Source organism: Citrifermentans bemidjiense Bem, from assembly GCF_000020725.1.
GTDB lineage: Bacteria > Desulfobacterota > Desulfuromonadia > Geobacterales > Geobacteraceae > Geomonas > Geomonas bemidjiensis.
Genome location: NC_011146.1, coordinates 3,783,298 through 3,802,691, shown reverse-complemented (window position 1 = coordinate 3,802,691; position 19,394 = coordinate 3,783,298). Strand labels below are relative to the sequence as shown.

18 protein-coding genes are annotated in these 19,394 nt (G+C 60.2%); 10 read left to right on the top strand and 8 right to left on the bottom strand.

All coding sequences use genetic code 11. The annotated features are described in order from the left end of the window. The first annotated feature begins 13 nt into the window (after positions 1 to 13). Positions 14 to 1,978, top strand: coding sequence for a tetratricopeptide repeat protein (locus tag GBEM_RS16485; protein ID WP_012531733.1), 1,965 nt, complete (start codon positions 14 to 16; stop codon positions 1,976 to 1,978). After that, entirely contained in the window at positions 1,975 to 3,438 is a 1,464-nt protein-coding gene (locus GBEM_RS16480) for a B12-binding domain-containing radical SAM protein (RefSeq protein WP_012531732.1), read from the top strand. Before GBEM_RS16485 ends, GBEM_RS16480 begins: the two co-directional genes overlap by 4 nt. A 327-nt stretch (positions 3,439 to 3,765) precedes the next feature. Here the strand turns inward: GBEM_RS16480 and GBEM_RS16475 are convergent, their stop codons facing one another. Beyond that, positions 3,766 to 5,400 (bottom strand): ABC-F family ATP-binding cassette domain-containing protein, encoded by a 1,635-nt coding sequence (locus GBEM_RS16475; RefSeq protein WP_012531731.1) that lies wholly within the window; start codon positions 5,398 to 5,400, stop codon positions 3,766 to 3,768. Positions 5,401 to 5,677: 277 nt separating this feature from the next. Here GBEM_RS16475 and GBEM_RS16470 point away from each other — a divergent pair, with 277 nt between their 5' ends. From GBEM_RS16470 to GBEM_RS16455, 4 genes are all read left to right on the top strand, one after another. Continuing rightward, positions 5,678 to 6,553, top strand: coding sequence for a methylenetetrahydrofolate reductase (locus GBEM_RS16470; RefSeq protein ID WP_012531730.1), 876 nt, complete (start codon positions 5,678 to 5,680; stop codon positions 6,551 to 6,553). A 158-nt stretch (positions 6,554 to 6,711) separates the two neighbouring features. After that, a complete protein-coding gene (locus GBEM_RS16465; RefSeq protein ID WP_012531729.1) occupies positions 6,712 to 7,302 on the top strand; it encodes a DUF4124 domain-containing protein in 591 nt (196 codons plus the stop codon). Positions 7,303 to 7,392: 90 nt separating this feature from the next. Next, entirely contained in the window at positions 7,393 to 8,043 is a 651-nt protein-coding gene (locus tag GBEM_RS16460; RefSeq protein ID WP_012531728.1) for a CBS domain-containing protein, read from the top strand. Positions 8,044 to 8,057: 14 nt separating this feature from the next. Further along, on the top strand, positions 8,058 to 8,366 hold the full coding sequence (locus tag GBEM_RS16455) for a hypothetical protein (protein WP_012531727.1): 309 nt from the start codon (positions 8,058 to 8,060) through the stop codon (positions 8,364 to 8,366). Positions 8,367 to 8,467: 101 nt separating this feature from the next. On the opposite strand, the gene GBEM_RS16450 is transcribed toward GBEM_RS16455, so the two are convergent. The 5 genes from GBEM_RS16450 to GBEM_RS21865 form a co-directional block, all read right to left on the bottom strand. Next, entirely contained in the window at positions 8,468 to 10,129 is a 1,662-nt protein-coding gene (locus tag GBEM_RS16450) for a methyl-accepting chemotaxis protein (RefSeq protein WP_012531726.1), read from the bottom strand. 380 nt (positions 10,130 to 10,509) lie between these two features. Next, the gene (locus GBEM_RS16445) at positions 10,510 to 12,156 is read right to left on the bottom strand and encodes a methyl-accepting chemotaxis protein (protein WP_012531725.1); all 1,647 of its coding nucleotides are present in this window, start codon (positions 12,154 to 12,156) and stop codon (positions 10,510 to 10,512) included. Positions 12,157 to 12,460: 304 nt separating this feature from the next. Further along, positions 12,461 to 13,132, bottom strand: coding sequence for a response regulator (locus tag GBEM_RS16440; RefSeq protein ID WP_012531724.1), 672 nt, complete (start codon positions 13,130 to 13,132; stop codon positions 12,461 to 12,463). Further along, a complete protein-coding gene (locus GBEM_RS16435; RefSeq protein WP_226373884.1) occupies positions 13,129 to 14,208 on the bottom strand; it encodes an ATP-binding protein in 1,080 nt (359 codons plus the stop codon). The genes GBEM_RS16440 and GBEM_RS16435 overlap by 4 nt, the downstream gene beginning before the upstream one ends. Then, positions 14,181 to 14,579, bottom strand: coding sequence for a hypothetical protein (locus tag GBEM_RS21865; protein ID WP_226373883.1), 399 nt, complete (start codon positions 14,577 to 14,579; stop codon positions 14,181 to 14,183). Before GBEM_RS21865 ends, GBEM_RS16435 begins: the two co-directional genes overlap by 28 nt. Positions 14,580 to 14,794: 215 nt before the next feature. Here GBEM_RS21865 and GBEM_RS16430 point away from each other — a divergent pair, with 215 nt between their 5' ends. Then, a complete protein-coding gene (locus GBEM_RS16430) occupies positions 14,795 to 15,406 on the top strand; it encodes a hypothetical protein (protein WP_012531722.1) in 612 nt (203 codons plus the stop codon). 170 nt (positions 15,407 to 15,576) lie between these two features. After that, entirely contained in the window at positions 15,577 to 16,992 is a 1,416-nt protein-coding gene (locus tag GBEM_RS16425; protein ID WP_012531721.1) for a DEAD/DEAH box helicase, read from the top strand. A gap of 209 nt (positions 16,993 to 17,201) precedes the next feature. Here the strand turns inward: GBEM_RS16425 and GBEM_RS16420 are convergent, their stop codons facing one another. Further along, positions 17,202 to 17,576, bottom strand: coding sequence for a desulfoferrodoxin (locus GBEM_RS16420; RefSeq protein WP_012531720.1), 375 nt, complete (start codon positions 17,574 to 17,576; stop codon positions 17,202 to 17,204). A gap of 24 nt (positions 17,577 to 17,600) precedes the next feature. Next, entirely contained in the window at positions 17,601 to 18,335 is a 735-nt protein-coding gene (locus GBEM_RS16415; RefSeq protein WP_226373882.1) for a DUF4350 domain-containing protein, read from the bottom strand. 203 nt (positions 18,336 to 18,538) lie between these two features. On the opposite strand from GBEM_RS16415, the gene GBEM_RS16410 reads away from it, so the two are divergent. Continuing rightward, positions 18,539 to 18,829: a Dabb family protein gene (locus tag GBEM_RS16410; RefSeq protein ID WP_012531718.1), complete on the top strand. Its 291-nt coding sequence runs from the start codon at positions 18,539 to 18,541 to the stop codon at positions 18,827 to 18,829. A gap of 43 nt (positions 18,830 to 18,872) precedes the next feature. Then, on the top strand, positions 18,873 to 19,367 hold the full coding sequence (locus GBEM_RS16405; protein ID WP_012531717.1) for a YchJ family protein: 495 nt from the start codon (positions 18,873 to 18,875) through the stop codon (positions 19,365 to 19,367). Positions 19,368 to 19,394: the final 27 nt, after the last annotated feature.

Sequence of the window (19,394 nt, the reverse complement as noted above, 5' to 3'; positions counted from 1 at the left end):
GCTTGGAGAAAACATGAAAAAGAGACGCAAGTTAGCAAAGCTTGAGCCGCAAGCCGGGCCACAGGCCTTGCCCGCGGTGGAGGAAGAGCTGAGCCTCTGGCGCGATCCGCTGGTTCATATCCTGCTGGTGCTGGCGCTGGGCTTCGCGGTCTATTCGAACATCGTAGCCGCGCCGTTTGTCTTCGACGATCTCCCTTGCCTGGTCAACAACCCGGCCATCAAGGACTTCTCCTTCTTCGCCGATCCGCAAAAGGTGTTCGCGCTCCCGGTCAACCCGGACCTGAAGAACAACTTCATCCTGCGCCCGGTGGCTTACTTCACCTTTGCGCTCAACCACGCCTTGCACGGGCTGGACGTGCGGGGGTACCACGTCGTCAACCTCCTGCTGCACATGGCCGACGCCCTGCTGGTGTACCTCGTCTTGTGGCTCACCCTGAGGACGCCGGCGCTGCAGCCGGAGCACGGTGAAGGGGCGGCACCCCCGGCGGAGAGATACTTCTACCTCCCGTTTCTGGCGAGCCTTTTGTTCGTCTGCCACCCGCTGCAGACGCAGGCGGTCACCTACGTGGTGCAGCGCTTCGTCCCGCTGGTCGCCTTTTTCTTCCTGGGGTCGTTGGCGCTGTGCGCCGCGGGAAGGCTCGCAAAGACGAAGCCGATGAGGGTCGCCTGCTACCTCGGCTCGCTTTTCGCCTGCGTCCTAGCCATGAAGAGCAAGGAAAACGCCTTCACCCTCCCGGCGGTGATCGCGTTGTACGAGTTCGTCTTCTTCCGGGGCGCCGTCACCGCCGCCCGGCTCGTGCGGCTGGTCCCGTTCCTCTTCACCATGGCGATCATCCCGCTCAAGCTGATGTCACTCTCGGCCATGGCTGCCAAGGGGGGCAAGGTGGCCGGTGCGGTGAACCTGGTCAATTTCAACCACACCTCCCCCTGGGAATACCTGATGACGCAGTTCGGGGTGATAACGACCTACTTGCGGCTCCTCATCCTGCCGGTCAACCAGAACTTCGACTATCAGTACCCGCTGCAGAAAGCTTTCCTCGCCCCGGCCGTCGTCCTGCCGTTGCTTTTGCTGCTGGCGCTGGCAGCCGGCGGCACTTATCTCCTGGCGACCTCGCGCAGGGGAGACGACCGGGCCGGCATGCGCGCGCTGGCCGGCTTCGGCATCTGGTGGTTTTTCATCACCCTCAGCGTCGAGTCGAGCGTGGTGCCGATCGACGACGTCATCTTCGAGCATCGGGCCTACCTGCCGTCGGTCGGTTTCTTCATCGCCTTGCTCGCCGCCGCGTTCTCCCTTCCCCCCCGGTTCAGCGGGACACCGCTTTGCACCTCGCGTCCCGCGGTCGCCGTGGTCGCCTTCCTGGTTCTCGCCAGCTCCGTCGCCTGCTACCTGCGAAACGAGGTGTGGACGACGCCGGTGGCCCTGTGGCGGGATACGGTGCAGAAGAGCCCGGGGAAGGGGAGGGCGCACTTCTCACTCGGGTTCGTGCTGGCCTGTGCCCTCCCCCCCTGGCACACCGATGACATCAACGTGATGCTCCAGCCCATGGACCCCGCCCAGAACCAGGTACTGGACGAAGCGGTCCGGGAACTCCGTATCTCGACCAAACTCGACCCCAAATCTGCTCCCGGATATTCATTTCTGGGGGCGGCGCTGATGGTGCAAAAGAAGTTCGACGAAGCTGCCGCCACATTGGCGACCGCAGCCGCGCTCGACCCGAAGGACGCAAGGACCCGCGCGTTTATCGGGCAGCTCTGCGAGGCTCGGGGGGATCTTGCCGCTGCGCGTCTCAAGTACCAGCAGGCAATCTCTCTCACCCCTCAGGAGCCCTTCCCGCATCTGTTCCTGGCGCTTCTCTCCCTGCGAGAGGGAAAGCACGCCGAGGCGCTGCAGGAGTACCAGATCGCTAATAGGCTTGCCCCCCGCCCCGACCTGGAGCCGAAGATGGCGCAGTTGAGATTCATGGTGGAGGGGCGATGAGCGGCGCCCCAACAAGGGGAGCGGCGCAGGTGGAACCGGGAAGCGTGCTGCTGGTGCGCCCCCCCGATCCTTTCCAGGGGGCGGCGCTCCTCTCGCATACCCGCCCGATGAACCTCGCCTACCTCGCCTCCAGCCTGCGCCTGGCAGGGCTGCAGGTGGACATCGCCGACTACGAGGCGACCCCCTACAGCGAAGAGCACCTTGGGGCGCTTTTGCAGCGGCTTTCCCCGGCGGTGGTCGGCTTTTCCGCCACTACCCCCACCATAGAGAGCGCGGCCGAGCTAGCCCGTGCAGTGAAGCGGCGGCGCGGCGACACGGTCACCGTGATAGGGGGGAGCCACGCGAGCGCCCTTCCCAAAGAGACGCTGGAAGAGTTCCCCTCCTTTGACTACCTGGTCCGGGGAGAGGGGGAGCTGACGCTTGCGGAACTTTGCCTGAGGCTGCGCGAGGGCGGAGCCGGCCAAGACATTCGGGGGATCGCCTACCGGTCCGAGGACGGGGTGAGGGTGAACTCGTCCCGCGAGCTGGTTTCCGACCTCGACTCCCTTCCTTTTCCTGCCCGCGACCTACTCGACTACTCCCTTCGTGCCGGCCATTCCAGCCGCGGTTTTTCCAACGCGCTACGCTCCGGCGAACTCTTCACTTCTCGCGGCTGCCCGGTCGCCTGCTCCTTCTGCGCCATCCAGGCCACCTTCGGCAGGAGCGTCCGTTTCCGTGACCCTCTCTTCATAGCCGACGAGCTGGACCGGATGGTGCGCGAGCAGAAGGTGAACCACGTGGTCATTGCCGACGACACCTTCACGCTCAACCCCGAGCGCGCCGCAGTCATCTGCGAGATCCTCACGCGCAGCGGCATCCGTTCCTGGAACTGCGACACCAGGGTAAACACGGTGACGCCGGAACTGTTGCGGCTGATGCGGCGCTGCGGCTGCGAGAAGGTGGCCTTCGGCGTCGAGAGTGGCAGTCCGCGCCTCTTGGAGTTGATGGGGAAAGGGATCACGGTCGGGCAGGTTGAAAATGCGGTGCGCTGGGCCAGGGAGGCGGGGATCAGGCATGTGGAAGGGAACTTCATCATAGGGTGCGACCCTTCAGAAACCCGGGAGGATCTGGAACAGACGCGGAGGCTGATCCGGGGGCTTCCCTGGAGCTTCGTCTCCGTTTCCGTGGTGGTCCCCTACCCGGGGACGCCGCTTAGGGAGAAGATGCTCGCCGCGGGGCTGATCGAGCCGGGGGTGCCCTGGGAGGATTACGTCATCTTCGGCAAGAAGCCGCGCTGGCGCACCACTAACTTCAGCGCGGAGGAGCTACTGGAGTGCCAGAGATCGTTCACCCGCTCCTTTTACCTGCGCCCGCGGTACGTCCTCGAGCAGTTGGCTGCTATCCGGTCGCGGGAGGAGCTTGGCTACTGGACCCGGGCCGGGCTCTCCTATCTCAAATGGTACGCCACGGGGAAGATGTAGGCCGAGGGGGTTTGCTTGTTTTCTGGTTCCCAAGCTCCAGCTTGGGAACCCAAGGAAACGCAAGCTCCAGCTTGGACCCAGGGGAAGCTGGAGCTTCCTGGTGGTCATTTCATCTTCGTGGCATCTCCCTCACCCGGCCTTCGGCCACCCTCTCCCAGAGGGAGAGGGTATGTGCGGGGCTTGGCTTGTCTCCCCTCGCCCTCTGGGAGAGGGGCGGGGTGAGGGGGCCTTTTACGGAGGGCAAGCCGGAACATCAGCGCAAAAAGAAAGGGCCTCCCCCATGGGAAAGGCCCTTTCTTTTTAACATGACTGGTGCTCCTACAAGTGCTACAGGCTCAGCTCCGCGTGGCCGTTGCAAAGCCTGTCGCGCTCCGCTATGACGTCCGCGTCTTCCAGGTAGTCGTCGAAGTTCATGTCGCGGTCGATGCAGCCGTTCGGGAGAATCTCGATGATCCTGTTGGCGACGGTGGAGACGAACTCGTGGTCGTGGGAGGCGAAGAGCACCACCTCGGTGTAGGAGATGAGCCCGTTGTTGAGCGCGGTGATGGACTCGAGGTCGAGGTGGTTGGTCGGCTCGTCCAGCATCAGCACGTTGGCGCCGGCCAGCATCATCCTGGAGAGCATGCAGCGCACCCGCTCGCCACCGGAGAGGACGCTGGTCTTTTTCAGGGCTTCGTCGCCGGAGAAGAGCATGCGGCCCAGGAAGCCGCGGGCGAAGCTTTCGCCTTCGGTGGGAGGGGAATACTGCCCCAGCCACTCGATCAGGTTCAGGTCGCTCTTGAAATAGTCGCCGTTCTCCTTGGGGAAGTAGGCGTTGGTGATGGTGACGCCCCAGCGGAAGGTACCTTCGTCCGGCTCTAGCTCGCCGGCAAGGATCTGGAACAAGGTGGTCTTCGCCAGCGAGTTGCCCCCCACGAAGGCGATCTTGTCGTTTTTCCTGACGATCAGGTCGAGATCCTTGAAGATCTGGACCCCGTCCACCGCCTTGGAAAGCCCCTTCACCTCAAGGATGATGTCGCCGCAGGGACGCTCCGGTTTGAAAACCACCCAGGGGTATTTCCTGGAGGAAACCGGCATGTCCTCGATGGTCAGCTTCTCCAAAAGCTTTTTCCTGGAGGTCGCCTGCTTCGCCTTGGAAGCGTTGGAGGAGAAGCGCTGGATGAATTCCTTCAGCTCGGTCGCCTTGTCCTGTGTCTTCTTGACGTCGTCCTGGCGCTGCTTCAGGTGCAACTGGCTTGCCTGGTACCAGAAATCGTAGTTGCCGACGTAGACCTGGAGTCGGCTGAAGTCGATGTCGGCTATGTGGGTGCAGACCTGGTTCAGGAAGTGACGGTCGTGGGAGACCACGATCACGGTGTTCTGGAAGCGGAACAGGAACTCCTCCAGCCACGAGATCGACTTCAGGTCCAGGTGGTTGGTAGGCTCGTCCAAGAGGAGCACGTCGGGGTTGCCGAAGAGCGCCTGCGCCAGGAGCACCCGGACCTTCTCGCCGCCTTCAAGCTCCTTCATCTGCTTGCCGCGCATCTCCTCGGGGATGCCGAGACCGTTCAGCAGTACCGCCGCCTCGCTCTCCGCCTCGTAGCCGTTCATCTCGGCGAAATCCGCTTCCAGTTCCGCCGAGCGGATGCCGTCCTCTTCGCTGAACTCCGGCTTGGAGTAGATCGCCTCGCGCTCCGCCATGATGTCGAACAGCTTCTTGTGCCCCATGATGACGGTGTTCAGCACCGTGTGCTCGTCGTAGGCGAACTGGTCCTGCTTCAAGACGGCGATGCGTCCTTTGCCGACGGAGATGTCTCCCTTGTCGGCTTCGATCTCGCCGGAGAGGATTTTCAGGAAGGTCGATTTCCCCGCCCCGTTGGCCCCGATGAGGCCGTAGCAGTTGCCGGGGGTGAATTTTATATTTACGTCCTTGAACAGGACCCTCTTGCCGTACGAGAGGGTGACGTTTGATGCGGTGATCATGTGAACTGCTCCCTTTGGAAAAATGAAAAAAACCACAAGGAGCGTCCCCGTGGTCATGAACCTTGCATGTATATCATTTCCTATAGGTGGCAAGCAACGTATTTTTGCACTTATACTATCTGGAGCAGCGCTCTTCCTGTTGCAGCCACACGGCTTCTTATAAAAAATAATTAAAGTTGCAGCTCCTGCCTGTCGACATGACAAAAAAGTTTATTTTCATCGGCCGATATGGCAATGTGTGGGCTTTGGGAGCCTAATAGAAGCGCTGGAGATTGCAGTGAGAATAGTGGAAAAGATGAACCAGGCGCAGCAGTTCGTTTCGCTTGAGTTCTTTCCCCCGAAAGATAGGAACGAGTGGCCGGCCTTCTTCAACACGGTGGACCGGTTGTCGCAGATAAATCCCCTTTTCGCCTCGGTAACCTATGGAGCCGGCGGCAGCACCAAGGGGGACACGCTGGAAATAGTGAAGAGGCTTCAAGGCGGCAACGGCCTGGACACCATGGCGCACCTGACCTGCGTCGGCGCCTATCGAGGCGACCTGCAGCTCTTCCTGGACGAGCTAGCGCTCGCCGGGGTCAAGAACGTCCTGGCCCTGCGCGGCGACCTCCCCAAAGACACGCCGCCCGAGTTCTCCGCCTGCCGCACGCTTTTACACGCCTCCGATCTCGCCGCCTTCATCAGGGAGTCCCATCCCGAGATGGGAGTCGGGGTCGCCGGCTACCCGGAAACGCACCCCGAGGCGACGGACCCGGAAAGCGATCTGGAATACCTCAAGCTCAAACTGGACCAAGGGGGCGATTTCGTCATCACCCAGCTGTTTTTTGACAACCAGCTCTACTTCGATTTTGTCGCGAAGGCGCGTGCAGCTGGCGTTGACAAGCCTATCATCCCCGGTATTATCCCGGTCGTCAGTCTCAAGGTGATCCAGCGCATCATCTCCATGTGTGGCGCGACGCTCCCCCCCGCATACCTTGCCGAACTCGAAGAGGCCGACCGCAGCGGCGGTGCGGCCGCGGTGCAAAAAGCCGGTATCGCCTACGCCAGGCGGCAGGCGCAGGAGCTTTTGGACGCCGGGGTCCCGGGCGTTCACATCTACACCCTGAACCGCGACCAGGCCGTGCTGGAGCTTGTAGACGGGCTGCTGCCGTCGTAGCAAATAAAGCGCCTCAGTTGTCCCCCTCCCTTGACGGGAGGGGGCAGGGGGGTGGGTGAACTCGCCAGCAGGGAAAATGTGGCACCTACCCCCACCCCCTAACCCCCTCCCGCGAGGGGAGGGGGACAACGCTGACCTTTTCTGCAGGGGAATTATCGATGAAGCACTTTCTATTTTATTTTATACTGCTCGCCATGGTCGGAATGACCTGGTTTTTGCCTGCCCATTCGAGTGCAGATTACTACAAGTACACCGACAACCGCGGCACCGTTAACATCACCAACAAGTTGGAATCCGTTCCCGCCAGGTACCGCTCCACCATGAAGGTGGTGCGCGAGGAAAAAAAGAAAGCGCCGGCAGCCGAACAGCAGAGCACGGGGGCTGAGCAGCAGGCGGTCCCTGCGTTGGAGCAGCAGGCGGTTCCCGAACCGGAGCGAAAACCCGACACTGCATTCTCCCGGCTTTGCGGGCGCTTTGTCTGGCTGAAGCCGCTCCTGTATGTCATGGGCGGCCTTGCTCTCTTCGTCGGGGTGATCCAGGTGGCCTCCATGCTTGCATCCCCCATGCTTTCCAAACTCATCTACATCTCTTTTTTCTTCGGAGTCTTTGTCTTCCTTTACAAGGCATACGCAGAATATATGGTTGCCAGTACCGCCAAGATCAAAGAGAACGCAGTGACCATCATGAAGAAGTCAACGAACCGGGAGCTTCCCGCGCTTGAGGAGGGAGGGCTCCCCGCGCAGCGCTGACCTCAGCGGCCTTCGGGCAGATAAATCACACAATGCAACCGGCGCCTTAGCCGGATGCGGCAGGACAACAAATAAACAGGAGGTTGCACCATGCTTGTTCGAGACCGGATGACTCCAAACCCCATAACCATCACGCCTGATATCTCGGTGACTGAAGCGCTGCGCCTCATGGGCGACAAGAAGATCCGGCGCCTCCCCGTGGTGGAGCGTACCGGAAAGCTGGTGGGGATCGTATCCGACCGCGACCTGTTTCAGGCTTCCCCCTCGCCGGCGACCTCGCTGGCGATCTGGGAGATTCACGACCTGCTGGCGAAGCTCACGGTCGACAAGACCATGGCCACTGACGTCATCACGGTTACCGAGGACACCCCGCTGGAAGAGGCGGCCCGCGTCATGGTCGACCGCAGGATAGGCGGCCTTCCGGTAATGAAGGGTGACGCGCTGGTCGGCATCATCACCGAGAGCGACCTGTTCCAGGCGCTTTTGGAACTGCTGGGAGGGAGGCGGCACGGGGTGCGCCTCACCGTCACCACCACCGGCGCCAAGGGGACGCTGGCCGACGTGGCCCAGACCATCTACCAGGCCGGCGGCGACATCGTGGGCCTTGGCTTCAGCGAGGTGGACGGCGGCACGAGCGACACCTGGGTTAACACCTTCAAGGTGCAGGGGGTAGACAAGGACAAACTGGTAGAGGCGATCCGGCCGCACGTGCGCGAGATCAAGGACGTGCGCGAGACCTAAAAAGGACGGTCCACATGTACCTGATCCAGATTCTGCTGCCGCTTTACGACAACGAGGGGGTACCCTTCACCCAGGACGAGTTCCTCAAGGTGCGTGACCAGCTCTCCGAGCGCTTCGGCGGCATCACCACCTACATGCGCTCGCCGGCGCGCGGGCTGTGGAAGGAGACCCGGGAAACGACGGTGCACGACGACATCGTGATTTACGAGGTGATGGCGGCGGAACTGGACCGGGCCTGGTGGAAAAGGTACCGCCAGCAACTCGCCGCCGACTTCCGCCAGGACATACTGATCGTCCGGAGCAGCGAGATAGAGCTGCTGTAGAGTCCCTTCCCAGGGGAAGCTGGAGGAAACAAAAAAAGCCGGGTTTCGCCGGACCTTGTGGTCGCAGGCGAAACCCGGCTTTTTCTTTCTAAACGGCGCTCTTAGAAGTGTTCGAACTCTTCGTCGTTCAGCTGCAGGTCGGTGCCCACGACGTTTGCGGCCGCTGCGCGAGGAGCGGCCGCGTGTTTGCTAAAGCTCATCGCCTTCACTGTGCCGGGGTTCTTCGTGGAAGTAACGAAGGACTTCGACCTTCCCTCTTCGATCTTGAAGAAGGCGATGGAGCTTGACAGCAGTTCCGCCTGCGAGGCGAGTTCCTCAGCGGTCGAGGACATTTCCTCCGACGCGCTGGCGTTTTGCTGGATGACCGTGTCGAGTTGCTGGATCGCCTTGTTGATCTGCTCCGCACCCGTGTCCTGCTCTTTGCTGGAGGCGCTGATCTCCTGGACCAGTTCGGCCGTCTTCTGGATGTCTGGCACCATCTTGGATAACAGCTCGCCTGCCTTTACCGCGATATCTACGCTGTTGCTGGAGAGCTGCGAGATCTCGGCGGCAGCCTTCTGGCTCCGCTCGGCCAGTTTTCTCACCTCGCTGGCGACGACGGCGAATCCCTTGCCGTGCTCGCCGGCCCGGGCCGCCTCTATGGCGGCGTTCAGGGCCAATAGGTTCGTCTGCCGCGCGATCTCCTCGATGATGTTGATCTTGCCGGCGATATCCTTCATGGCCTGTACGGTTTCCTGGACAGCCTGTCCACCTTCCTTGGCGTTGTCAGCGGACTTGACCGCTATCTTCTCGGTCTGCAGCGCGTTGTCCGCGTTCTGGCGGATGTTGGAGGTCATCTGCTCCATGCTGGCGGAAGCTTCCTCAGCCGCCGCTGCCTGCTCGCTGGCCCCCTGCGACATCTCCTCTGAACTGGACGAGAGCTCCTGGCTTCCGGCGGCGACGTTCTTGGTCGCGGCCTGCACCTCTCCTACGATCTCCCTCAGCTTGGACACCATATTGCCCATCGCCGCCAGCAGTTGACCGGTCTCGTCCTTGCCGGTCGCGCCGATGTCCATGGTAAGATCTCCGGCAGCAAGTCGGTTCGCAGTTTGAACCCCGACCTCCAGCGGACGCCTGATGCTGCGCGTCACCAGGAAACTCAGTGCGACAGCCATAATTGCGGCTGTCAACGATATAGCGAGCAGGTAATTAACAATTTCCTTAGCCTTTTTATCAATGTTCGCCCCTGCTTCATGCATTGACTTGACGCCATCCTGTGCCAGGCTGACCGCCGTCGCTTCCATCAGGTGAGACTTGTCCTTGTACTCTGCTATAGCGCTGTTTGCTTCTTGTGCAGTCTTCAGCTTTCCGTTCTGAATAGCGGCTGCTACCTTCGCAAAACCTGCCTTGTAACCATCGAAATTTTCCTTGATTTCCTTGGTTTTGTCCTTGTCCTCTTTGTCGACGGCGCATTTTTCCAGGTCGGCGACGCGCTCGGTCATCTTGGCGGCCTCGGCGTTCCATTTCTGGAGGTATTCCTCGACCTTTTTAGCTTCGCCCATATTCAGGAGCATGTCCTTCTCATAGCGCCTCATGCCCAGAATGTTGGCCCGGGCCCTGGCTGAGTGCTCTGCGATGCGTCCCTCGGTAGCTAGCATGGTGTCTGTGGTGGCTTCAACTTGCTTGATGCCCCAGTAACCGGTGCCCGCCACGGCGACAAGCAGGAGCAGGACTACGCCGAAGCACAGCAGTAATCTTGTACCAATTTTAAAATTGCTTAACATCGCTGATCCCCCCATTTAGTTATCTCTTAAGCTTGGCGCTCTTTCACCCTGCTTTCTAACTATCGACACACTGCTTGATTAAATTATGGGAGTTTCGGAAAGTGTGGTGTCGATTCCACTTTATGCCGTTGCGCCGATGTGCCGCTTGCATGTATAGGCTTTTTGCGGCAACGAATATCTATTGCGACTCGGTATCGAATGAGCCACTTTCAGTTCCCAAGCTCCAGCTTGCCCCAGGGGAAGCAAGGTTCGCGCGGCTCAAGATTGACCTTGGGCACGGGATCAACTAGATCGAAGGTCGGAAACAAAAAAGCCGGGTTTCGTCGGACCGTGCGGTCGCAGGGCGGAACCCGGCTTTTGCCATTCAGAAGCAGGTGCCGTTAGAAGTGCTCGAAATGGTCGTCGTTCAATTGGAGATCCGTGCCCGCGACGTTGGCGATAGGTGCGCTTTTTGCGGGGTGCTTGCTAAAGCTCATCGGCTTCATCGTCGTCTTGGAATGTCTTACCAGGGGCTTCGACCTTCCTTCTTCACCGATATTGAAGAAGGCGATGGAGCTTGTCAGCAGTTCCGCCTGCGAAGCAAGTTCCTCTGCTGTCGAGGACATCTCCTCGGAAGCGCCGGCGTTTTGTTGGATGACTGTGTCGAGTTGCTGGATCGCCTTGTTGATCTGCTCCGCCCCGGTGTCCTGCTCCCTGCTGGAGGCGCTGATCTCCTGGACCAGTTCGGCCGTCTTCTGGATGTCGGGCACCATCTTGGACAGGAGGTCGCCGGCCTTTACCGCGACATCGACGCTGGTACTGGAAAGCTGCGAGATCTCGGCGGCAGCCTTCTGGCTCCGCTCGGCGAGCTTTCTCACCTCGCTGGCGACGACGGCGAAACCCTTGCCGTGCTCGCCGGCCCGGGCCGCCTCTATGGCGGCGTTCAGGGCTAAAAGGTTCGTCTGACGCGCGATTTCCTCGATGATGTTGATCTTTCCGGCGATGTCCTTCATCGCGTGCACCGTTTCCTGGACAGCCTGCCCCCCTTCTTTGGCGTTTTCCGCGGACTTGACTGCTATCTTCTCGGTCTGCAACGCGTTGTCCGCGTTCTGACGGATGTTGGAGGTCATCTGCTCCATGCTGGCGGAAGCTTCTTCAGCCGCCGCTGCCTGCTCGCTGGCACCCTGCGACATCTGCTCGGAACTGGAGGAGAGCTCCTGACTTCCCGACGCTACGTTCTTGGTCGCGGCCTGCACCTCTCCCACGATCTCCCTCAGCTTGTAGACCATGTTCCCCATGGCAGCCAAAAGATGGCCAGTTTCGTCAGTATTCTCAGACGTTACAACGACAGTCAGGTCCCCCTCCGCCAGCTTGTTGGAGACCTCTACAGCACTCTGGAGCGGAACTGTTATGCTGCGGGTTACGAAGACGGCAATCAGAATCCCCAAGGTGATCGCTACCCCGCACGCTGCGACGAGCAATAGAAAAACTTTGTTAAGTGTCGTGACAATCCCCTTTGTGTTCGCCTTGGCTTCGTCTGACTGGGATTTTTGCAGCTTTTCGATTTCCGCCGAGAGGAGCGCGCGATCTTTGTCAAAACCGTCCATCATCGTATTGCCCTGCACCAGGCCCGATGAGACATAGGTGAGAGCCATCTTTTTACCTGTGTCGTAGAACTTGTCGAAGCTTTTCCCCAGCTCGTCCATTTCTCGGAGAGATTTTTCGTCGTTCTCTCTCATGTACATTTCCCTGTACTTTGCCAGTTCTTGCCGGAACCTCACCGCCGCCAGTTCGGCTTCCTTGAACCCTTCGTTGTTATGGGTCGCGGCAACATCCGTAAGGGTTTCCGATAACTTTATTGCGGCGATATTCATGTCGTATGCGCGCATGAGGAAAGGGACAGATTCGCTGGCAACCTGTTCGGAATCTTTCCTCGCCTGCTCCATGTTGAAGCACGTCACCGCTATCGCGCAGGTGAAAAGGGCGAGGACGATTGTGAACCCAAGGCCCATTTTTGTCTTTATCTTCATGTTCATGAACCACTTCATTAATTGCCTCCCTTTTCCAAATCTCGATGACCTCTGCAGGTGGGGGTGGTTGAGGAAATTCTAGCTACAGGACTCAACAGCCGCCTCCAGGCTGTTTAACATCACTACCTCGTTTTCGCTCCGGCTCCGAAGTTAAAGCTGATTTCGAAACCAAGTCGCTGTTAAGTAGATATCGGTCGACGAATTCATTAAACAATAGGAGTTTTCGAAGGTGGAATTTCGATTATCCTGAGTGGGGGGCGTGAGGCAAGGCTGTAAAGGCCGGAGGGGGAGTAGTCGAAGGTAAATGAAGAGCAGGGGAGGGTTACGCCGGCTCGTACTTGTACCCTGCACCATATATGGAATAGATGATCTCCTGGTCGGGGGCTACTGCGGCGATCTTTTTGCGCAGCTTCTTGATATGGCTGTCGATGGTGCGGTCGCTGACGATGCGCTGGTCCGAATAGATGCGGTCCATCAACTGGCTCCGGGAGTAGATCCGGCCCGGGTTCTGGTAGAGGAAGTGCAAGAGCTTGAACTCGACCACGGTGAGTTCTAGATCATGACCATGGAAGAGCGCCAAATAGCGGTCGGCGTCGAGGGTGAGGCCGTGTGTCTGCGCCGGGGCCTGCTCGCCCGTCCGCCGCAGCACCGTCTTTACCCTGGCCACCACCTCGCGGGGGCTGAAGGGCTTGCAGATGTAGTCGTCGGCGCCAAGCTCCAGGCCGAGCAGGCGGTCGATCTCTTCCACCCGCGCCGTGATCATGATGATGGGGAGCTGCGAGAAGGTTCTTATCTCCTTGCAGATTTCCAGGCCGTCACGCCCGGGGAGCATCAGGTCGAGCAGCATCAGGTCGGGTTGTTGTTCCCTCACCCGCGGCAGCACCTCGTTGCCGTCGGCTATCCAGATGGTCTCGAAACCCGACTGCTTCAGGTAGTCGCCCAAAAGGCTCGCCAGCTTCTCCTCGTCCTCTACGATCATCACTCTTTGTGTCATGTCCTGCTCCCGGTAAGCGGCAGTTCCACCCTGATCAGCACCCCGCCGTGCGGGGAAGGGAGGGCGGATATGGTTCCTTCGTGGGCCTCCACGATGTTCTTGCAGATGGCAAGGCCCAGCCCCGCGCCCCCTTTGGCGCGGTTGCGCGAGCTCTCTACCCGGTAGAGCCTGTCGAAAAGGCGCTCCAACTGGTCCGGGGCCACTCCCGGGGCGCTGTCGGCAAATTCCACCAGGGCTAAATTTTCCCGGCAGCTAAGCCTGACCGACAGTTTGCCCCCGGCATCGGTGTACTTGAGCGAGTTGTCCAAAAGGTTCGAGAAAAGCTGGCCCAACCGGTCAGGATCCGCGAAGACGGAGCAGCCGTCGTCTCGCGGCAGCTCGATGGAGAGGTTGATCCCCTTCTGGACGAATTCCTGCCCCAGCATGGCCAGCGCATCCTCCAGCACCTCCTTCAAATCGATACTCTCTTTGCGGTAGGTCAGGGCCCCTATGTCGTAGAGGGAGATCTGGTAGAGGTCGTCGACCAGGCGACTTAGGTGCATGACCTCGCCGTGCAGGGAGCGCATCGACTCCGGGCCTGCCTGGCGCACGCCGTCCTGGATCGCCTCGATCTCGCCGCGCAGGATGGCAAGCGGCGTGCGCAGCTCGTGCGAGACGTCCGCCACCCAGCGCCGGCGCGCCCGCTCGTTGTTCTCCAGCGTCAGCGCAAGCGTGTTGAAGTCGCGCGCCAGTTGCCCCAGTTCGTCTTCGGGGCCGACGGCGACCCTGGTGCTGTACTCGCCGGAGGCGAGGCGGTGCATGGAGGCGGCGAGCCGCTTGATGGGGAGCACCAGGCGGTGGGCCAAAGGTAGCGAGATCGCGGCGGAAACGAGGAACATAACCACCGCCACGAGACCCATGGTGAGTTTCTGCTGCTTGACGAAAAGGAGCTGATAGTTGTCGGTGAGGCGCTGCCTGGGGCGCAGCCCGACGTAGCCGACGATGCTGCCGGAGCTCGTAATTTTGTGCAGTTGCGCCGCCTCTTGGGCGCTCGGCATACCGATCACTTTCACCTTCTGCGCATCGAGCAGCAGCACCCTTCCCTCGAAACGGTATTGGAAGCGCGGCGGCAAGGGATGCCCGGAGAGGTTGGGAAACGGCGGGGGGGCGGCGTCATTCTTCGCTCGCCGTGCTCGGTCCGGTCCAGGTCGCTTGTCTCCCTGCTGGCGGCAACGAGTTTCGACCAGGTGGCGTTGTCGTCCTTGACGAAGTCCCAGCTCCCGTTCGCCTGGTAGGCCCGCTCCAGCACCTGGGCGAGCCGTCCGAGCCGGTCCTCTTCCATGGTGTTGACGTAGGCCAGGAAGCCGCGCCCGATGCTCCACTGCATGATGAGGAACATCGAGACCACCACGGCCCCGGTTGCGGCGAGCATGGCGATCAACAGCCTGTATTTGATCATTATCTTCATGGGTAGCCCACTATTAGAATTGGTAACGCTGCTTTTTTATTAACACAGATGCCGGCAATGCGCCATCGCATCTTCCGATGGAGCAGAAATTCCACAATTGCTGCATATTTTCTCCACATTGAGCGGCTATTGTGAAAATCAAAGCAAGAGTTGATGCTGCAACAGGCAAACTACCGAAAAGGACAGCGCGGCTTCAGGCCGCCAAGGAGAAGGACATGAAAAAGCATCTCGCAGCAGCAATACTCATCGTGCTAGCCGGTGCGGCGAGCGCTCAGGCAAGGATGGACGTAAGCGTTAACATCGGCGTGCCGGTGGTGGTCGCGCCGCCACCCCCAGCGGCGGTGGTGACCTATCCGAGTTATCCAAGTTATCCTCAGCCGGTCGCCTATGGCGAACCCGTCTACGCCGAGCCTGCGGGTTTCATCTATTCTCCTAACCTTGGCTTCTACGTCTCTGTCGGCGCCCCATACGACGTGGTCTACCTTGACGACTGCTACTACCAGAATCGGGGCGGCCGCTGGTTCATGTCCCGCAGCTACGGCGGCCCCTGGGCCTACGTCACCAGGGAAAGACTCCCGTACCGGTTGCACCGCCACGACTACAGACAGATACGCTATTACCGTGACCGGGAGTACCGCGCCTACCTGAGCGACCGCGATCATTACCGGGGGCGCTGGTATCGCCCGGTCTCCATGCACGACCACGACCGCGGCGACGGCCGCTGGGGCGAGCATCGGGACCGCGACCGCGATAGCTACCGCGACAGGGAGTACGCCCGGCATGATGACCGCAGCGACGACCGTCGGGAGGGGAGGGACCGTCGCTAGCGCAAGGAGATTTCCGGCACATCGAATGAAATCTCTCTGAGGGAGAAAAATAAAATATCCCTACTTCCGATACTTTCATGCTATAGTCCAGTTCTAATTAGCAAAGACCCCAAGGCCTTCTAAGCTTCTGGGGTTTTTTGTGGCATGTACATCGATTGACAGGAGTAATAGTGGATTTCAAACAGTTTAATTTGCACCCCAAGGTCCAGGCAGGCATCGAGGCCATGGGGTACGTCACCCCGACCCCCATCCAGTTGCAGGCGATTCCCTCGGTCATCTCCGGGCAGGACGTACTCGGCCTGGCCCAGACCGGCACCGGCAAGACTGCCGCTTTCGGCCTTCCCATGCTGCACCGCCTGGTGCAGGAAGAGCGCGGGCATGTCCGCGGTCTGGTCCTCGCCCCCACCCGTGAGCTTGCAGAGCAGATCAACGATGCCCTGAACGGCATGGGGAAGCAGACCCGCCTGAGAAGCGTCACGGTATATGGCGGGGTCAACATCAACACCCAGATCAAGAAGCTCAAAGAAGGTGCCGAAATCGTGGTCGCCTGCCCGGGGCGCCTTTTGGACCACATCTCCCAGGGGACCATCGACCTCTCCAGGGTCGAGATCCTGGTGCTGGACGAGGCGGACCAGATGTTCGACATGGGCTTTCTCCCCGACGTGAGGAAGATCTTGAGGGCGCTCCCCGGCAAGAGGCAGAACCTCATGTTCTCCGCCACCATGCCCGACGATATCCGCAGGCTGGCTCATGAGATCCTGCGCAACCCGGTCACGGTGCAGGTGAGCCGCACGGCTCCCGCCGCTACCGTGTCGCATGCGCTCTACCCCGTGGGGCAGCACCTGAAAACCCCGCTTCTCTTCGAGATGCTTAAGCACACCGACACCGAGAGCGTGCTGATCTTCACCAAGACCAAGCACCGCGCCAAGAGGGTAGGGGAGCAACTGGAGAAGGCCGGCTACAAGGCGACCTCGCTGCAGGGGAACCTTTCCCAGAACAGAAGGCAGGCGGCACTCGACGGCTTCAGGGATGGCACCTTCCAGATCATGGTCGCCACCGACATCGCCGCGCGCGGCATCGACGTCTCGCTCATCTCCCACGTCATCAACTACGACATCCCGGATACCCCCGAGGCCTACACCCACCGCATCGGCCGGACCGGCCGTGCCGCCAAGACCGGCGACGCCTTCACCATGGTGACCTCGGAAGACGACTACACGGTGCGCAGCATCGAGAAAGTGTTGGGAACGAAGATCGAGCGCCGCCGCATCGAGGGGTTCGACTACGCGGTCCCCGCTCCGCAAAAGGACACCGAGTTCGCCCGGCCGCCCCGCGAACCTCAGCGCCGGAGAGACGGAGCCAAGCCCGGCGCCGGGAGACCCGCCGCAGCCGGACCCGCCGGGGCCAAACCGGCTTCCGCAGTGGGCGCGAAAGGTAACGCAGCCGCTTCCGGCCGTCCTGCCGCTCACGGCAGCAAAGACGGCTCGGCAGATGGCGGCCATGCTTCCGGGCCTGCTGGAAAGCACCGGCAGCACCCCGGCGGCAACCGCCCCGCGAACCACGCCGCCCGCCGCAGCGGCAGGTAGGAAAGTAAAAAGAAGGAAAAAGGGGACAGGCTACTTTTTCAAAACGAAAAGTAGCCTGTCCCCTTTTATTTTGATGCTGAACAGCGCCCGTCGATGTTGCAGTACAATCGCGCCTTTATCTCTTTGGGTGTGAACCGGTAAAGTCACTAGTTTGAAAGGGGGACAGGCTACTTTTACAAATAAAAAAGTAGCCTGTCCCCTTTTCTACGTTACGCAGACCACTGTCCGTGCATGTTGCAGTACTCGCGCACTTTGATTTCCTTGGCGGTGACCGGGAAGGTCGCCTCGGGGGCCTGCCCCGGCTGCAACTGGGCGCGGTAGACCTTGCCGTCGGCTATCACCTCGATCCACTCGATGTAGTGGGCGCTCTCCATAGGGTGCGGTATGCTCCCGACCTTAACGGTGATGCTCCCCTGGCCCCTCTCGATCACCGGCACGTGCTTCTCTTTGGAAGCGTCGACCGTGTTCTCCTTTTGCAGCGTCATCGGCGCTCCGCAGCAGACCAGTTCGCCCCCGCCTGCATGAAATACCTCGACGATGTTGCCGCAGCTCCCACATTTGTAGATTCCCAATGCCTCTGCCATGCTCAATTCCCTCCTGTTGGTTGATTAGTTATTCAGCCAGCCGGCCAGACTCCTGGCCAGGTATCTGTTGTCGTCGTCAAGAAACTTGTTCTGGAACAGGGCGTCGTCGCCGAAGGCGATGAAGCCTCCCTTGCCCACGTCGCCGGCAACGGCTATGCCGAAGCTTGCCGTCTCTTCCTTGGCTTGGACCTGGTCCCTGTTGACGTCGACCCATGCCTGCGGACTGGTAGAGGCGACGATGCGGGCGGTGTGGGTCAGGTTCAAGAGCCCCCAGGCACCATGCACGCTGAACCGGGTCACTCCGGAGAGTGCCGGATGCGGGGCTATCTGCTCCACGCGGAACCTCAAGGGGTCGTTATCGATCACGTTCTGCCGTTCCTGGATCACGCCATTGGTGTAGGTCACCTGCAGCCGCTCAAGGAGAGTGGCCATCGGAGGGGCGATGTGCAGCATCACGGCGAGCTTGCCCCCCTGCTGCATGAAGCGGAGCAGAGCTTCGATCTCGGCTGGGTGCAGCGCGTTGAAGGCGCCGCTGATCACCACGGCGTGGGCACCGGCGAGCGTCGCGTCGCTGAAGGGCTGATCGGTGGTCTCGACCTGCGCGCCCGCCGACTTCATTATCCCGGCCAGCCCCGAAAGCTGCAAAGGCCCGGTGTCGCTCACCTGGAAACGCTCTCCATGCCCGGTGTCGAAGAGGACCTTCTCGGCCGCTTCGCCCGGTGCGGTGTAGATTAAGGAGGCCAGTACAAGTATACTCATTAATTTCAAAATGCCAGTCATCACATCCCCCCAGCAGAAAATTTCAAAGAGGACCATAACGGTCTTGTTGGTCCTTATAGCAGCATTGCCCCCGACGTGCAACCTTTTTTTTCGTTACAGAGACTGCCACCGTTGACAGGGAGGCTGGCGCCGATGTATTACATGGTATCCGAGGCAACACCATTAAGTTACGGGAGATAGAAATGATTGCGCACATAGTGTTATTCACGCTGAAGGAGTCGACTCCTGAAGGGATCGAAAAGGCAAAGCAGCTCCTTTTGAGTATGGACGGCAAGGTCGAGATGCTGCGCCAGCTTGAGGTGGGGGTGGATGTGATTCGCTCTCCCAGGTCCGCGGACATCGCACTCTATACCAGGTTCGATTCGCTGGAAGATCTCCAGGCCTACCAGGTGCACCCATACCACGCCGATACAGTGGCCGCCTACATGAGAAGCGTATGCTCTTCAGTGGTAGCTGCCGATTATCACTGCTAGACCAAGCAACTGAGTAACCAAATAGAAACGAGGAGGAGTACCAATGGAGCAATGTGCCTGTGGAACCGGTCTTGCCTACGCTGAATGTTGCCAGCCCATCATCAAGGGCCAGCGCCCCGCGGAGACGGCAGAGGCACTGATGCGCGCGCGTTACGCGGCGTATGTCAACGTGGAGACCGATTTTATCTTTGAAACCACCCACGCCCAGCACCGCGAGGGTTATGACCATGACGGAACCCGCGCCTGGGCCGCGAACTCGGAATGGCTGGGGCTTGAGATCGTCTCGACCAAGGACGGCGGCAAGGACGACAAAACAGGCGAGGTCGAGTTCATCGCACGCTGGAAAGAGAATGGGGAGGAGAGGGTGCATCACGAGCGCGCTCTCTTCAAGAAGGAGAAGTCCTGCTGGTTCTTTACCGACGGTATGGCGGTGAACCCGGCGCCCCAGCAGCCGATAGTCAGGGGGCCTAAAATCGGGCGCAACGACCCCTGCACCTGTGGCAGCGGCCAGAAGTACAAGAAGTGCTGCGGCAAGTAGGGTAGCGGAAGCTTTAAAAATGAGAAG

Bases quoted from the DNA above. Each gene is read 5' to 3' on its own strand.
- GBEM_RS16485 (WP_012531733.1), top strand. From the start codon at position 14: ATGAAAAAGAGACGCAAGTTAGCAAAGCTTGAGCCGCAAGCCGGGCCA.
- GBEM_RS16480 (WP_012531732.1), top strand. From the start codon at position 1,975: ATGAGCGGCGCCCCAACAAGGGGAGCGGCGCAGGTGGAACCGGGAAGC.
- GBEM_RS16475 (WP_012531731.1), bottom strand. From the start codon at position 5,400: ATGATCACCGCATCAAACGTCACCCTCTCGTACGGCAAGAGGGTCCTG.
- GBEM_RS16465 (WP_012531729.1), top strand. From the start codon at position 6,712: ATGAAGCACTTTCTATTTTATTTTATACTGCTCGCCATGGTCGGAATG.
- GBEM_RS16460 (WP_012531728.1), top strand. From the start codon at position 7,393: ATGCTTGTTCGAGACCGGATGACTCCAAACCCCATAACCATCACGCCT.
- GBEM_RS16455 (WP_012531727.1), top strand. From the start codon at position 8,058: ATGTACCTGATCCAGATTCTGCTGCCGCTTTACGACAACGAGGGGGTA.
- GBEM_RS16450 (WP_012531726.1), bottom strand. From the start codon at position 10,129: ATGTTAAGCAATTTTAAAATTGGTACAAGATTACTGCTGTGCTTCGGC.
- GBEM_RS16445 (WP_012531725.1), bottom strand. From the start codon at position 12,156: ATGAAGTGGTTCATGAACATGAAGATAAAGACAAAAATGGGCCTTGGG.
- GBEM_RS16440 (WP_012531724.1), bottom strand. From the start codon at position 13,132: ATGACACAAAGAGTGATGATCGTAGAGGACGAGGAGAAGCTGGCGAGC.
- GBEM_RS21865 (WP_226373883.1), bottom strand. From the start codon at position 14,579: ATGAAGATAATGATCAAATACAGGCTGTTGATCGCCATGCTCGCCGCA.
- GBEM_RS16430 (WP_012531722.1), top strand. From the start codon at position 14,795: ATGAAAAAGCATCTCGCAGCAGCAATACTCATCGTGCTAGCCGGTGCG.
- GBEM_RS16420 (WP_012531720.1), bottom strand. From the start codon at position 17,576: ATGGCAGAGGCATTGGGAATCTACAAATGTGGGAGCTGCGGCAACATC.
- GBEM_RS16415 (WP_226373882.1), bottom strand. From the start codon at position 18,335: ATGAGTATACTTGTACTGGCCTCCTTAATCTACACCGCACCGGGCGAA.
- GBEM_RS16410 (WP_012531718.1), top strand. From the start codon at position 18,539: ATGATTGCGCACATAGTGTTATTCACGCTGAAGGAGTCGACTCCTGAA.
- GBEM_RS16405 (WP_012531717.1), top strand. From the start codon at position 18,873: ATGGAGCAATGTGCCTGTGGAACCGGTCTTGCCTACGCTGAATGTTGC.